The following is a 15145-nucleotide window of genomic DNA, read 5'->3' as shown; positions in this document are numbered from 1 at the left end:
GGCTCCTAAACCGCCGGTTTAGGAGCCATATCTGATGGAGCAAGTAAGGGGGGCGGGTCAGGCAGTGGGGCCGTTGCGCATCTGCTTGACCAGGTCCAGCACCACAGCCTGAAGGTTTCCGCCGTTCTCGGCAGCCACCCGGCGCTGGCGTTGGTAGCCCGCACCGCGGCGGATGATCTTCTCGACGTCGGCCAGCTCGTCGGGGCACCCCAGCTTGGCCGCAACCGGTTCAAGCCGGTTCAGGGTCTCCAGCAGGTGGTCGGTGACCAGCTGCTCCTTGCCCGCGGCGTCGAGGATGATGATGGCGTCCAGGCCATACCGGGCAGCGCGCCACTTGTTCTCCTGGACGTGCCACGGCGGCATGGTGGGGATGGTTCCGCCGTTGTCCAGGGTGGTGGAGAACTCATCCACCAGGCACTGGGTGAGCGCCGCGATGGCCCCGACTTCCTCCAGCGTGGCCAGGCCGTCACAGATCCGCATCTCGATGGTGCCCAGGGCGGGCACCGGCCGGATGTCCCACCGGATTTCCGAGATGGTGTCGATGACGCCCGTGGTGAACATGTCCTGGACGTAGGACTCGTATTCCTCCCAGGACTTGAACTGGAAGGGCAGCCCCGCGGTGGGAAGCTGCTGGAACATCAGGGCCCGCTGCGAGGCATACCCGGTGTCCTCACCGCCCCAGAACGGGCTGGACGCGGAGAGCGCCTGGAAGTGCGGGAAGTAGTTGACCAGGCCGTCCAGGACGGGGAGCGCTTTGTCCCGGCGGTCCAGCCCCACGTGGACATGGACGCCGTAGATGACCATCTGCCGGCCCCACCACTGGGTCCGGTCAATGAGCTTGGCGTAGCGTGCCTTGTCCGTCACCGGCTGCAGCTGCGGAGGGCTGAACGGGTGGCTGCCGGCGCAAAACAGCTCCACGCCCATGGGATCGGTGATTTCACGGACGGCCGCGACGGACCGGCTGAGGTCCTCCTTGGCCTCGGCTGCCGTTTCGCAGATGCCCGTGACCAGTTCCACCGTATTCAGCAGCAGTTCCTGCTTGATGTGCGGATGTTCGTCGTCTTCGTTGAGTTCGGGGTGGCGCGACGCCACGCCGCGGAGCACCTGGTTGGCCACGGAAGCGAGTTCGCCCGTCTTCCCGTCCACCAGGGCAAGCTCCCACTCAACACCGAGGGTGGATTGCCTCGATGACGCGAAGTCGATCTTCACACGTTTCCTTACTGTCCGGTTTGCCGCTGGCTGATGCCGCTCACAGGCTGCAGCCGGCAGGCGAACGGGTGGTTCAAGTCTAGTGCAGGGGTAGCATCGTACTGATGGCACCGTTCCCCCTGCGTCACAGTCCTGCCAAATCCTTCCCTCTCCTCCTGGCCTTGTCCGTAATGGCGCTGGCCTCCTGTTCAGCCGCCCCAAGCGCCGCACCGCCCTCATCCTCCGCCCCGCCCGCCGGGGCGTCCCCCACCGCATCAGCAAGTACGACGCCGGCACCTCCTGCGGCTTCCCCGTCGCCTGACCCGGGTTCCCGGCCTTTGGGGTGGGGCCCGGAGCAGCGGGACCAGGACGCCGCCGTTGCGGCCGTTGCGGCGATGTCGCCTGAGCAGAAAGCCGGGCAGGTCCTGCTTCCGTTCTTCAAGGGCAACCAGGTGGAAGCCCATGCGGCGCTTATCCAGCGCCTGCACCTGGCCGGATCGATCATCATGGGCGACAATGTGCCGCGCGACCCGCAGGGAAAGGTGGACGTGGCCGCCATGGCCGCCGTAAACCAGCGGCTGCAGCAGGCTGTTGCCGCCGACGGACGGCGCTGGCCGGGGATCATGAGCGTGGACCAGGAAGGCGGCTCGGTGGCACGCCTGGGGCCGCCCCTCACCGAGTGGCCCGCTCCCATGAGCTACGGGGCCGCCGGCAACCTGAACCTGACGCGCACGGCCGGCAAGGGCCTGGCAAGTGAGTTGGTGCCGCTGGGCTTCGACCTCGACTTCGCCCCGGACGCGGATGTGACCGTCGGTCCTACAGACCCCACCATCGGGGCGCGTTCCATGTCCGGCGACCCTGCCGCGGCGGCGGCCCAGGGCGCCGCCTTCTCCCAAGGCATGCTGGACGCCGGCGTGCTCCCCACCGTCAAGCACTTTCCCGGGCACGGCTCGGTGACGGCGGATTCCCACCTCAGCCTCCCCGTCCAGCCGGCAGGCATCGACGTGCTCAGGGGCCGGGACTGGAAACCCTTCGAAGCTGCCGTCGCCGCGGGCCTCCCTATTGTCATGACCGGGCACATTGCCGTACCCGCGCTGGAACCTGGTGTGCCGGCGTCGCTCTCGGCGCCGAGCTACGCGGCGCTCAGGGGCCTGGGCTTCAAGGGCGTGGCCGTAACCGACGCCCTCAACATGGGTGCCGTTGACAAGCAGTACCCGTCCGGCGCGGCTGCAGTGAAGGCACTGGCCGCCGGTGCCGACCTGCTGCTGATGCCTTCGGACGTGGAGCAGGCGCACGCCGCCATCGTCCAGGCCCTGGCTGCCGGCACACTTCCCGCCGCACGCCTGGATGAGGCAGCGCAGCGCGTGGCCACCATGATGATCTGGCATGCCCGGACCACCCCGCCTGCCGGAACAGCGGGCGCAGGTGCACCGGCCGGAAGCGGGGCAGCCCTGTCCGCCCAGGTCTCGGCGTCGGCCGTCACCGTTGTATCCGGTCCCTGCAGCGGACCCCTGGTGCCCGGTTCCGTGCGGGTGGCCGGCGGGGGACCGGGGGACCGGGAGCGCTTCGAAGCCGCCGCAGCGCGCGCCGGGCTCACCGTAGGATCAGGGCCGCTGGTCAACCTCATCGGGTTTGGTGGAAAACCGGCCGGTGGGGACATCGCCGTGTCCCTCGACGCTCCGTGGCCGCTCCAGGGGTCCAGTGCGCCGGTGAAGGTGGCACTCTATGGCCGCACCGACGCCGCCTTCGACGCGCTGGCCGCCGTGCTGGCAGGGAAGGCGCCCGCTCCGGGGAAGCTGCCCGCCGCCGTCGGGCCTTTCCCCGCGGGAACCGGCTGCCCCTAAGTCCCTGGACGCCCACGCCGGCTGGAACGCGTTTAATGGTCTGGTGCCCATTCTGAATAAAGACATGACCCTCTGCATCTCGCTCTCGGCCCGTCCCAGCAACAACGGGACCCGGTTCCACAACCACCTTTACGGACAGCTGGACCTGAACTGGATCTACAAGGCCTTCGCGCCCACCAACCTCGAACAGGCCATCGCCGGCGTCCGCGGGCTGGGCATCCGTGGCTGCGCCATCTCCATGCCGTACAAGGAAGACGTCATCGCCCTGGTGGACGAGATGGACCCTTCCGCCAAGGCCATCGACTCGGTGAACACCATCGTGAACACGGACGGGCACCTCAAGGCGTACAACACCGACTACACCGCGATCGAGCAACTCCTCGCCACCAATGCAGTCCCCACGGACTATTCGGTGCTGGTGCAGGGCGCCGGCGGCATGGCCAAGGCCACGGTTGCCGCCCTCCGGGACGCCGGATTCACGGACGTCACCGTCCTGGCCCGGAACGAGGCCGCGGGGCGCGCGCTCGCGGACCAGTACGGCTTCCAATGGCGTGCAGCGATCGACGGCGGGACGGCTGACCTGATCATCAACGTCACCCCGCTGGGGATGGCCGGCGGGACGGAAGCGGACACCGTGGCTTTCCCGGTGGAGGCCATCGAGGCGGCCCGCCTGGTTTTCGACGTGGTGGCGCTGCCTGCCGAAACGCCGCTCATCCGGGCCGCCCGTGCCGCCGGCAAGCCGGTGATCACGGGGGCCGAGGTGGCCACCATCCAGGCACTGGAGCAGTTTGTCCTGTACACAGGCGTCCGGCCCACCCCTGACCAGGTGCGGGCGGCCGAGGAGTTCATGCGCGCCCAGTAGGTGAAGCTAGGCGGGTTCCACCACGATGGCCACCCGGTCCTCACCGAGGCGCGTCAGGACCAAGGTGGCCGTTTTGCCGCCCTTCCTGGCGTTCTTTCCGCCGTGCAGCAGCTGCTTCCGCAGCTCTTCGGGGGTGACCGCGGTGCCGCGCTTCTTGATGTCCAGCACGGTGATGCCCTCCTGCTTCACCCAGGCCTTGAGCGCCTTCACGTTGTAGGGCATGACCTGCAGGACCTTGTAGGCCCGCGCGAACGGGGTGGCCAGGAGTTCGGGAGCGCAGATGTAGGCGATGTGTTCGTCCACCAGGTGCCCGCCGAGCTGCAGTGCCACGTCTGCCACCAGTCCCGCGCGGATCACGGCGCCGTCGGGTTCGTACAGGTATCCCTCCACCGGGCCCACCGGCGCTGACGGGCCGGCGCCGAAGTCCTCGGCACTGGTCAGTTCCGCCGGAGACTGCGGCCCCAGGACCAGGGCAGCGCGCCGGACCCCGGGCCTGCGCACGGCGTTGAACCACAGGGTCACCTCCGTGACGTCCCCGGCCACCGATACCCACTGCGCCTCACAGCCCGCAGGCACGGATTCGTGCGGCATGCCCGGGCCCATTTTCACTCCCACGGCCTTGCCCTGGGCAGCCAGTGATTCCACAAAGGACAACGGCGGGGAGAATGCCTCAGGGTCCCAGATCCGCTTGGTGCCGGAGGTGGAGGTGACCCGCCGGGCGGGGTCCAGCCAGACGCCGTCCATCCCGTCCAGCGGAACCGATTCCGCATCGGCGTGCACCACCGTGGCGTTGGGGAACGGGATGAGGTTCACCGTGGCGCACGCCGCGGTGGTCTCGTCCATTTCGACGGCCGTGACGTTGATGTCCAGGGAGGCCAGCGCCAGGGAATCGGCGCCGAGGCCGCACCCCAGGTCCGCCACGCGGCTGATCCCCGCGGCAGCGAACCGCTGGGCGTGGTGGGCGGCGACGTTGAGGCGCGTGGCCTGCTCCAGGCCCGCCTGGGTGAACAGCATCTGCCGGGCGAACTCCCCGAATTTCCCCTCTGCCTTGGTGCGCAGCCGTGACTGGGTCAGGACGGCGGACACGAGCGCGGGCGGGTGCCCGGCTTTCCGGAGCGCGGAGTTCAGCTCGAACGAGTCCTCGTCCCGGTAGGGGCCCAGGGACGCCAGCAACTCCCAGCCTTCGGGGGTCAGCAATGGTGCGATCTGGTCCTGTGCAATCTGGTCCTGGGGAGCGTGAGCCATGGGTTCCAGCCTAGTGGAGGAGCGCGTGGCCGGGATGCGGATAGTGTTGAATCCATGGATGAGAGCGCAGCCCCCCGCGAGACCGGCGACCACGAGTCCGGCGACCGCCATCCGGCCAGGTTCGCCCGTCCTGTGCTGATCGCGGCCGCCGTCGTGGCCGTGGTCTCCATCGCGTTGCTGGTGTTCATCTTCCTGCTGGATACGTTCAACGCCACCGTCTACTCCGTGGGCGGCAACGACGTCCAGGACAACACCCAGGAGGCCCGGGACATCCGCGGGCTGTACGACGGCGCGCGGGCTGGGAGCATCTTCTTCCTCGTTGCCGCGCTGCTCGCCGCAGCGGTGTCCGGCTGGGTGCTCTTCCGGGGACGGAAGCAGGGCGGCGGCGACACGGAGGGCGGCGAGGACGTGGACTTCGACGACCTGGGCCGGTAGCGACAGAGCGTCCTTTCGGTCCCCGGTTACCCGCCGTCGTCCACTCCAGGCTGTACGCCCATGACGAAACGTTGGCACTCACCTTGACCGAGTGCTAACCCTTACATAGAGTCTTCATTAGCACTCTCCCTAGGAGGGTGCTAACACATGAAGAGCTGCCAGCCAGGCTGCTGCCGGCACCGCGACGACGGTTTGCCAGCTACGGCGGAAAGCTTTCCAGTCCACGAATTTGCTGACGAAAAGGAGAGGTCCGAGTGTCGGTCTCTATTAAGCCTCTTGAGGATCGTATTGTTGTTCGCCCGCTCGAAGCCGAGCAGACCACGGCTTCCGGCCTGGTCATCCCGGACTCCGCACAGGAGAAGCCGCAGGAAGGCGAAGTTGTCGCAGTAGGCCCCGGCCGCTTCGAAGATGGCAACCGCGTTCCCGTTGACGTAGCAGTTGGCGACGTCGTCATCTACTCCAAGTACGGCGGAACCGAAGTCAAGACCGGCGGCACCGAGTACCTCGTGCTGTCCGCCCGCGACGTCCTGGCAATCGTCGTCAAGTAATTCTTCCGGATCCCCGTGCTGCCGGCCATGCTCACGCTGGCCGGCAGTGCGGGGTTTCTGTCTTTGAAAGGACAAAACCATGGCAAAGCAGCTTGCGTTTAACGACGCTGCCCGCCGGTCCCTTGAGGCCGGCATCGATAAGCTCGCGAACACCGTCAAGGTGACGCTCGGCCCCCGCGGCCGCAACGTCGTCCTGGACAAGAAGTGGGGTGCCCCCACCATCACGAACGACGGCGTCACCATCGCCCGCGAAGTGGAACTGGACGATCCCTACGAGAACCTTGGCGCCCAGCTGGCCAAGGAAGTAGCCACCAAGACCAACGACGTTGCCGGCGACGGCACCACCACCGCCACGGTCCTGGCACAGGCCCTGGTCAAGGAAGGCCTGCGCAACGTTGCAGCCGGCGCTGCCCCCGGCCAGATCAAGCGTGGCATCGAGGTCGCGGTTGAGGCCGTGGCTGCCCGCCTGCTGGAAAACGCCCGCCCGGTCGAGGGCACCCAGGTGGCCAACGTTGCGGCGATTTCGGCGCAGAGCGACGAAATCGGCGAGCTGCTCGCCGAGGCCTTCGGCAAGGTGGGCAAGGATGGCGTCATCACCATCGAAGAGTCCTCCACCACCCAGACCGAACTGGTCCTCACCGAGGGCATGCAGTTCGACAAGGGCTACCTGTCCCCGTACTTCGTCACCGACGCGGAGCGCCAGGAAGCAGTCCTCGAGGACGCGCTCATCCTGATCAACCAGGGCAAGATCTCCTCGATCCAGGAATTCCTGCCGCTGCTCGAGAAGGCACTGCAGAGCTCCAAGCCGCTGTTCATCATCGCCGAGGACGTTGAGGGCGAGGCCCTGTCCACGCTGATCGTCAACCGCATCCGCGGCACCCTGAACGTCGTAGCAGTCAAGGCTCCCGGCTTCGGCGACCGCCGCAAGGCCATGCTGCAGGACATCGCCACCCTCACCGGTGCGCAGGTTGTCTCCCCGGAACTGGGCCTCAGCCTGGACTCCGTGGGCCTGGAGGTGCTGGGTACCGCCCGCCGCATCACCGTCACCAAGGACAACACCACCATCGTGGACGGCGCCGGTTCTGCCGAGGACGTCGCTGCACGCGTTGCGCAGCTGCGCGCCGAGCTGACCCGCACCGATTCCGACTGGGACCGCGAAAAGCTCCAGGAACGCCTGGCCAAGCTTGCCGGCGGCATCGGAGTCATCAAGGTCGGCGCTGCCACCGAGGTTGAGCTCAAGGAAAAGAAGCACCGCATCGAGGACGCTGTGTCCTCCACCCGCGCTGCCCTCGAAGAAGGCATCGTTGCCGGCGGCGGCTCCGCCCTGATCCACGCCCTCAAGGCACTGGATGAGGACGCTTCCGTCAAGGCCCTCGAAGGCGACGCCGCCGCTGCTGTGGGCATCGTCCGCCGCGCACTGGTGCAGCCGCTGCGCTGGATCGCCCAGAACGCTGGTTTCGACGGCTACGTCGTCACCTCCAAGGTTGCAGACCTCGAGACCAACAACGGGTTCAACGCCAAGTCCGGCGAGTACGAGGACCTGATCGGCGCCGGCGTCATCGACCCCGTCAAGGTCACCCGTGCAGCCCTCCGTAACGCGGCCTCCATCGCCGCCCTGGTTCTCACCACCGAGACCCTGGTCGTGGAGAAGCCGGCCGAAGAGGACGAGCACGCAGGCCACAGCCACTAACGCTGCGCCCTGGCGGCTTACCGCTGAAAAGGCTGGTCCGGCATCTGCCGGGCCAGCCTTTTGCGTTGTTGTCTGGGACGGTGGGTGGGCCCACGCCGCCAGGGCTCCCTGGCCGAGCGAAGCGAGGTTAGGGGACGGTGGGGACTAGGTGGCCGCCATCTCCTGCGTCTCCACTTCTCCCGCGCGCTCGTACACCAGCGACACCGCCCCCTTCGGAAAACTGCGGGCCGGCTCGGCCAGCGTGAAGGTGGAGGGCACCGTTCCCTCATCGAACAGACGCTTTCCCTGGCCCAGGACCAGCGGGTACAGCCAGAGGTGGAGCCGGTCCAGCACTCCTGCCGCCATGAGGGACCGGATCAGGACCCCGCTGCCGAACATGTGCAGCTGCCCGAACCCGTCCCGGAGGCCGCCCGCGGCCGCGGCATCCGGCAGGACAGTGGCGCCGGCCCAGTCCGGGTCCGCCAGCGTGCCGGAGACAACGAACTTGGGCACTCGGTTGAGGGCATCGGCAATGTCACCGGACTGGTGCGGCCAGTAGGACGCAAAGATTTCATAGGTCTTCCGGCCGAGGAGGAGGGCATCCATCCGACTGATCTCGTCCGCTATCGACGCGCCGGCCTCGTCGTCGGACACCGGCGCCTGCCAGCCGCCGAACGCGAATTCGCCTTCGGGGTCTTCTTCACGGCCGCCCGGCGCCTGGTAAACGCCGTCGAGGGTGATGAACAGGTTCGCCACGATGATCCCCACGCGCACATTGTGGACCCGCACCGGGGCTGTGTCCAGTGTCCCTGTCCGGTGCCCGTGGCAGGATGGTGCCATGCTGCTCCTTGAGCTCGTGGACACCACGAAAACCGTCGCATCGACCCGGTCCCGGCTCGCGAAAGTGGATGCTTTGGCCCGCCTCCTGCGCCGGCTGGAACCCGCGGAGATCCCGACGGCGGTGGGTTTGCTCAGTGCCAAGCCCCGTCAGGGCCGGGTTGGCGTCGGTTGGAGCGCCGTGGCGGCGGCCAAGGAAGAACCCGCCGCGGAGCCAAGCCTCACCGTGGCGGATTTTGATGCCGCGCTGGACCGGCTCCTGGCAACAGCGGGTAGCGGGTCGGGTGCGGGGCGGGCGTCCATCCTCGGGACGCTGATGGGAGCGGCCACCGCGTCGGAGCAGTCATTCATTGCCGGCGTGCTGCTCGGGGAACTGCGCACCGGCGCCCTGGAAGGAGTGCTGACCGATGCCATTGCCCGCGCCGCAGACAGGTCCGTCGAGGCGGTACGGCGTGCGGCAATGCTTTCCGGGGACCTCGGCGGGACCGCCCTCCTGGCGCTCACCGGCACCCCGGATGAGCTTGACGCCGTCGGCCTGGTGGTGGGGCGTCCGGTGCAGCCCATGCTCGCCGCCACCGCGGGCAGTGCCGGGGCAGCCCTCGAAGCCACGGGGGAGGCCTCGGTGGAATACAAGCTCGACGGCGCCCGCATCCAGGTGCATCGCTCCGGCAACGACGTGCGCATCTACACCCGGAACCTCGCGGAGGTGACGCACCGGCTGCCCGAGGTGGTTGACCTGGTCCGCGGGCTGCCCGTGCAGGACGTGATCCTCGACGGCGAAACACTCGCCCTGGATGAGGACGGCGCCCCGCGGCCCTTCCAGGAAACGATGTCCCGCTTCGGCGCTGATGCAGTCCGGGAAACGCTGCTCCATCCCTGGTTTTTCGATGTGCTGCACATCGACGGACGTGACCTGCTGGACGAACCGCTGTCCACCCGCATCGACGTCCTGGAACGCGTTGCGCCCGCGCACCGGATTCCCGGGGAGGTCACGGCTGATCCGGCCGTTGCCGAACGGGTGTCGCGGGATGCACTCGCCGCGGGCCACGAGGGCGTGGTGGTGAAGGCGATCGAATCGACCTACGCCGCCGGGAGGCGTGGATCCAACTGGGTGAAGGTGAAACCGGTCCACACCTATGACCTGGTAGTGCTCGCCTGCGAATGGGGCTCCGGACGCCGCACGGGAATGCTCTCCAACCTGCACCTGGGTGCCCTTGACCCCACCGGGGAGTTCGGCAAACCCGGCGGCTACGTGATGGTCGGCAAGACCTTCAAGGGACTCACCGATGAACTGCTGCGCTGGCAGACGGAGCGGTTCCAGGAGCTTGAGGTGCGGCGCACGGCAGGCACTGTTTGGGTTGAACCGGTCACCGTCGTCGAAATAGCCGTCGACGGCGTGCAGCAGTCGCCTCGCTACCCGGGCGGGATCGCCTTGAGGTTCGCGCGCGTCAAACGCTACCGGGACGACAAGGCCCCGGCGGAAGCGGACACCATCCAAACCCTGCGCGCCCTGCTGCGTTCCTAGGGCAAGCGGTCAGCGGCCCGTCCCGGTCCGCTGGCGCTTCAGGCTGCGCGCCACCCCATCGGGCAGGCGCCGTGCGACCACCCGGTAAAAGAGCAGCACCGCGAGGGCGGCCACCACGATGCCCACGAGGTTGAGCAGCAGTTGGAGGGCGGAACCGGCGGCCTTCTGGTATTCGCCCAGCACCAAAGCCACCGCCACGTACCCGGCGGCCGGCACCGTTGTCACGGAGATGAACACGCCGATCAGTGCTGCGGACCGGCGGCCGATGATGGAAAGCATTCCGGCGATTCCGGCCAGGATGGCAACGATCAACGAATACGGCCCAGGATGGTAGATGAACTCGACGGCGGATCCCTTGTCCAGGGCATCGCGCGGGAAGAGGCCAAGCGGGATCGAGAGCCACGCCGTCAGCGCCGCCAGCAGCATGGCAACCGGGAAGCCCACGGCCAGGGCGACCGCAGCCCGGCGGCCGAGCCTCCACTTCCGGGTGGCGATCGAAACCGCGAGCGCGGCCAGCGGTCCGAACTCGGGGCCCACTGCCATGGCGCCCACGATCGCGATGGGGGAGTCGGTCACAATGCCGATTCCGGCGAGCTGGGTTGCCAGCACCAGGAAGGCAAGGAAGTTCCAGGTCAACCGGGAGTCCTCGCCCGTTTGGCGGGTGACATCCTCCCAGATCACGGCGTCCGCGCCCTCGCCCGGGGCGGCGCGCTCGGCCCGGTCAGCGTTCCGGGACAGGACGAATTCCGGTGTGGCCATGGCGATGGAACCCAGGTCCCGGACCTTGAGGATCTCCAGCTTTTCGAGAAGTTCCTCCACTGATTCCCGGGCGATCAGGACTTCAATGACATCGCCCTCCGGCACCACGGAGGCGCCCCGGACCACAGCGACTTCTGCCGTTCCGCGCTGGTCGCAGCAGGTCTGCCGGGTCACGTCGGACAGCTCCCCGGGCACACAAATCCGCAGCTGGACAACCACGCCCGCTCCCTTCCACGACTGGGGCCAGCATAGTCTGGAACCGGCGGCGTGATTGGCTGTTGCACAGCGCGTTGGCTAGGCTTGGGGTTTTGGCTGGCGGGCGTTGTGAGAGGTTCTAGTGTCGATAACGGAAACCCCGAAGGCACCCGAGCCCAGCCCCGGCGCCGCACCCCGCCAGCGGAAGCCCACTTTCCGGCCGGAGGTCCAGGGTCTCCGGGCCCTTGCCGTCCTCATGGTTGTCATCTACCACGTCTGGCTGGGCCGCGTGTCCGGCGGCGTGGACATCTTCCTGCTGGTTTCGGCCTTCCTGCTCACGTTGTCCTTCGTCCGCAAGGCGGAATCAGGCAAACCCTTCGGGCTCCTGGCGCACTGGCTGCACCTGTTCAAGCGACTGCTGCCAGCCGCCGTCGTGGTGATTCTCGGAGTGCTCGCCGGCACCTGGCTGATCCTGCCGCAGGGCCGGTGGCCGCAGGTGCTCGACCAGGCCTGGGCGTCACTGCTGTACCGCCAAAACTGGCTCCTTGCCGATTTGTCCGTGGACTATTACGCGCAGGACCACGCCGGTGCCAGCCCCCTGCAGCACTTCTGGTCGCTGTCCATCCAGGGCCAGGTCTTCATCCTGTGGCCGCTGGTCTTTGCCGCCACGGCAGCCGTGCTGGCCGGGCTCCGCAGGGTGCCCCGCCTGCAATGGCTGACGTACCGGGGCCTGCTGGCGCTGGTGTTCGGCACGGTCTTTGCGGTGTCCCTGGCCTACTCCATTGACCAGACCGCCACCAACCAGGCGTACGCCTACTTCGATACCCGGGCCCGCCTTTGGGAGTTTGCGCTGGGGTCCCTGCTGGCATTGGCGCTGCCGTACCTCAAGCCCGGCCGCGTCCTGCGCGTGGCGTTGGGATGGGCCGGCCTGGCCGCCATGGTCTCCTGCGGGCTGGTCCTCACCGTTGACCGTTCCTTCCCCGGATATGTGGCCCTGTGGCCGACCCTTGCGGCAGCAGCGATCATCGTCGCGGGCCAGTCGGGCAGCCGGTTCGGGGTGGACCGCCTCCTCAGCAGTCGGCCCGCCGTCGCGCTGGGGGACAACTCCTACGCCCTGTACCTCTGGCACTGGCCGGTGCTCGTGCTGGTGTTGGCCGCCACCGGCGTCGAAGCGCCGAACCTCAAGCAGGGTCTTGGCATCGTCGGGGCCTCCATCGTGCTTGCCGTCCTGACCACGCGCTTCGTGGAAAAGCCGTTGCGCGACTGGCACTGGCCCAAGCTGCGCGCCTGGCGGACCGCCGTCGTCATCGTCGCCTGCGGCGCCGTCCTGGCCGGGCCCGTCGCGGTTTGGCAGACGACGCTCACCGCAGAGGAAAGCGCGACGGCGGCCCAACCGCGGGAGCTGACGCCAGGTGCCCTGGTGCTCACCCCGGAAAACGAGAACTCGCCCGCACCAAGGGCGCGGACCATCCCCGGACCCACCGCACTCGACAACGACTGGGCCGGCATCGATTCACCCTGCACAGGAGCCAACGCCACCGGCGATCCGGTCCTTGAGGGCTGCCGGCAGGAGCTGCCGGAGGAACCGGCCACCCGGCGGATCGTGGTCCTGGGCGACTCCCACGCCCAGCAGTACCTCGCCGCCCTGGCGCCCGTGGCAGCGGCCCGTGGCTGGGAACTGATAACGCTGCTGATGCCTGCCTGCCGCTTCGGCGCCGAATCGGACACCAGGAACGCCGAATGCAACGCCTACAACCGCGCCAGCTCCGCCTATGTCCTGGAACACCGGCCGGACGCAGTGTTCACCGTGGCCTCACTGACCCACGAGGAGGCCCCGTTCGAGACCGAAGTGCCCGGCTACCTCGAGGGCGTCCGGCCCTTTGCTGATGCGGGAATCGAGATCGTGGGCATCCGGGACAACCCCCGGTTCACCTTCAACATGCCGCAGTGTGCCCAGCGAAACGGGGCAAGCGCCCCTGCCTGCAACCCGCCGCTGGCAGAGTCCCTGGTGGAGCCGTCACCGCTGGAGAACTACCGCGGCAAACTGCCGGGGCTGCACCTGATGGACATGAGCGACTTCATCTGCGCGCGCGGCGTCTGCCCGGCCGTGGTGGGAAACGTGTACGTCTACAAGGACGACAACCACCTCACCAGGACCTATGTGGAAACCATGATCCCGATGTTCGAGCAGCGGCTGCTGGCCGCCACCGGCTGGAGCTGAACCATTCCGCCTGCCGGGCCCGTGGGGTTGCTCACATTGCCGGCGTGGAATAGGGGGATTGGCGCCGAGGTTCTAATATTTACTCAACACTTTCTGCCCCCGGAACGCCGTGCTGCACGGCGCTCCCGCAGGATCGTCTGCACAGGCCAGTTCCGTAATTACGGGCTGGTCATCGGCTGCAACCCCTACCCGTGACCCAGCAACCAAGGTAAGAGGCGCACTCATGACCGAGCCCGAACACAACCCCTTTGGCTTCATCGGCCTGACCTATGACGACGTCCTGCTCCTGCCGGGCCACACCGACGTCATCCCGTCCGAGGCAGACACGTCCTCACGAATTTCCAAGCGCATCACCGTTCAGACCCCGCTGCTCTCCGCGGCGATGGACACGGTCACCGAGTCCCGCATGGCCATCGCCATGGCCCGCCAGGGCGGCCTGGGCGTGGTGCACCGCAACCTGTCCATCGCCGATCAGGCGGACCAGGTGGACCGGGTCAAGCGGAGCGAGTCCGGGATGATCACCAACCCGCTGACCATCCGCCCCGAGGCAACGCTGCGCGAACTCGATGATCTCTGCGCCCATTACCGCGTGTCCGGCCTCCCCGTGGTGGATGAGGACAACCGCCTTCTGGGCATCGTCACCAACCGCGACACCCGTTTTGTGCCGGAGTCCGATTTCCCGCTGCGGCTGGTCAGCGACGTCATGACCAAGATGCCCCTGGTCACCGGGCACGTGGGCATCAGCCGCGAGGAAGCCTCGCACAAGCTGGCCACCAACAAGATCGAAAAACTCCCGCTCGTGGACGAGCAGGGCCGGCTCAAGGGCCTGATCACCACCAAGGACTTCACCAAGGCCGAGCAGTACCCCCTGGCCACCAAGGACGATGAAGGCCGCCTCCGGGTGGGTGCCGCCATCGGCTTCTTTGGCGACGGCTGGGAGCGCGCCATGACCCTGGTGGACGCCGGCGTGGACGCACTGTTCGTGGACACCGCCAACGGCCACTCCCAGGGTGTCCTTGACATGATCCGCAGGCTGAAGTCCGATCCCGTCGCTGCGCACGTGGACGTTATCGGCGGCCAGGCTGCCACCCGTGAAGGTGCCCAGGCACTGATTGACGCCGGCGCCGACGGCATCAAGGTGGGCGTTGGTCCCGGCTCCATCTGCACCACCCGTGTGGTGGCGGGCGTGGGCGTCCCGCAGATCACGGCCATCTACGAATCCGCCAAGGCTGCCATTCCGGCCGGCGTGCCGCTGATCGCCGACGGCGGCCTCCAGTACTCGGGCGACATCGGCAAGGCCCTGGTGGCCGGCGCCGACACAGTCATGCTGGGCTCCCTCCTGGCTGGCTGCGACGAGTCTCCGGGCGACCTGATCTTCGTCAACGGCAAGCAGTTCAAGTCCTACCGCGGCATGGGCTCCCTGGGCGCCATGCAGTCGCGGGGCAAGAACACCTCCTACTCCAAGGACCGCTACTTCCAGGCCGACGTCTCCGGTGACGACAAGCTGATCCCCGAAGGCATCGAAGGCCGCGTGGCATACCGTGGCCCGTTGTCCTCAGTGGCGTACCAGCTGGTGGGCGGCCTGCGCCAGACCATGTTCTACACCGGAGCGCCCACCATTCCCGAGCTGAAGGTCCGCGGCAAGTTCGTCCGGATCACCTCCGCCGGCCTGAAGGAATCGCACCCGCACGACATCCAGATGACCGTCGAGGCGCCGAACTACGGCTCGCGCTAAACGGCGAAGGGTTTTATTCACGCTGAGGCGTTTGAAAGAGGAGGCGGGATTTTCCCGCCTCCTCTTGTTGTTGGGTACCGGA

At 67.6% G+C, this 15145-nt stretch carries 12 protein-coding genes; 8 read left to right on the top strand and 4 right to left on the bottom strand.

The window, feature by feature from the left end:
- Positions 1–57: 57 nt before the first annotated feature.
- Positions 58–1209 (bottom strand): glutamate--cysteine ligase, encoded by a 1152-nt coding sequence (locus ACWRN3_RS07130; RefSeq protein ID WP_324642580.1) that lies wholly within the window; start codon positions 1207–1209, stop codon positions 58–60.
- Between the two features lie 374 nt (positions 1210–1583).
- On the opposite strand from ACWRN3_RS07130, the gene ACWRN3_RS07125 reads away from it, so the two are divergent.
- On the top strand, positions 1584–3032 hold the full coding sequence (locus ACWRN3_RS07125; RefSeq protein WP_476740343.1) for a glycoside hydrolase family 3 N-terminal domain-containing protein: 1449 nt from the start codon (positions 1584–1586) through the stop codon (positions 3030–3032).
- Between the two features lie 43 nt (positions 3033–3075).
- Positions 3076–3894, top strand: a complete 819-nt coding sequence (locus ACWRN3_RS07120; RefSeq protein WP_476740225.1) for a shikimate 5-dehydrogenase — start codon at positions 3076–3078, stop codon at positions 3892–3894.
- Positions 3895–3900: 6 nt separating this feature from the next.
- Here ACWRN3_RS07120 and ACWRN3_RS07115 read toward each other — a convergent pair whose 3' ends face one another.
- The gene (locus tag ACWRN3_RS07115) at positions 3901–5139 is read right to left on the bottom strand and encodes a THUMP-like domain-containing protein (RefSeq protein WP_476740224.1); all 1239 of its coding nucleotides are present in this window, start codon (positions 5137–5139) and stop codon (positions 3901–3903) included.
- 54 nt (positions 5140–5193) lie between these two features.
- Between ACWRN3_RS07115 and ACWRN3_RS07110 the strand changes: the two genes are divergently transcribed.
- The 3 genes from ACWRN3_RS07110 (at position 5194) to groL (ending at position 7812) form a co-directional block, all read left to right on the top strand.
- Entirely contained in the window at positions 5194–5574 is a 381-nt protein-coding gene (locus ACWRN3_RS07110) for a hypothetical protein (protein WP_476740223.1), read from the top strand.
- Positions 5575–5828: 254 nt separating this feature from the next.
- On the top strand, positions 5829–6122 hold the full coding sequence (groES, locus tag ACWRN3_RS07105) for a co-chaperone GroES (RefSeq protein ID WP_003805290.1): 294 nt from the start codon (positions 5829–5831) through the stop codon (positions 6120–6122).
- Positions 6123–6201: 79 nt separating this feature from the next.
- Positions 6202–7812 (top strand): chaperonin GroEL, encoded by a 1611-nt coding sequence (gene groL, locus ACWRN3_RS07100; protein WP_255172786.1) that lies wholly within the window; start codon positions 6202–6204, stop codon positions 7810–7812.
- A 144-nt stretch (positions 7813–7956) separates the two neighbouring features.
- Here the strand turns inward: groL and ACWRN3_RS07095 are convergent, their stop codons facing one another.
- Complete coding sequence (locus ACWRN3_RS07095) at positions 7957–8559, bottom strand: dihydrofolate reductase family protein (protein ID WP_476740342.1); 603 nt, start codon at positions 8557–8559, stop codon at positions 7957–7959.
- 70 nt (positions 8560–8629) lie between these two features.
- Here ACWRN3_RS07095 and ACWRN3_RS07090 point away from each other — a divergent pair, with 70 nt between their 5' ends.
- The gene (locus tag ACWRN3_RS07090) at positions 8630–10153 is read left to right on the top strand and encodes an ATP-dependent DNA ligase (RefSeq protein WP_476740222.1); all 1524 of its coding nucleotides are present in this window, start codon (positions 8630–8632) and stop codon (positions 10151–10153) included.
- Between the two features lie 9 nt (positions 10154–10162).
- Here ACWRN3_RS07090 and ACWRN3_RS07085 read toward each other — a convergent pair whose 3' ends face one another.
- The gene (locus ACWRN3_RS07085; RefSeq protein ID WP_324642573.1) at positions 10163–11131 is read right to left on the bottom strand and encodes a DUF389 domain-containing protein; all 969 of its coding nucleotides are present in this window, start codon (positions 11129–11131) and stop codon (positions 10163–10165) included.
- A gap of 124 nt (positions 11132–11255) precedes the next feature.
- Between ACWRN3_RS07085 and ACWRN3_RS07080 the strand changes: the two genes are divergently transcribed.
- Positions 11256–13328: an acyltransferase family protein gene (locus ACWRN3_RS07080; protein ID WP_476740341.1), complete on the top strand. Its 2073-nt coding sequence runs from the start codon at positions 11256–11258 to the stop codon at positions 13326–13328.
- A gap of 223 nt (positions 13329–13551) precedes the next feature.
- The gene (gene guaB / locus ACWRN3_RS07075) at positions 13552–15063 is read left to right on the top strand and encodes an IMP dehydrogenase (RefSeq protein ID WP_159631427.1); all 1512 of its coding nucleotides are present in this window, start codon (positions 13552–13554) and stop codon (positions 15061–15063) included.
- The last annotated feature ends 82 nt before the right edge of the window (positions 15064–15145 follow it).

This window comes from Pseudarthrobacter sp. rb (genome assembly GCF_056389225.1).
Note: the sequence above shows the minus strand (reverse complement) of the source record. Positions and strands in the feature narration are given on the sequence as shown.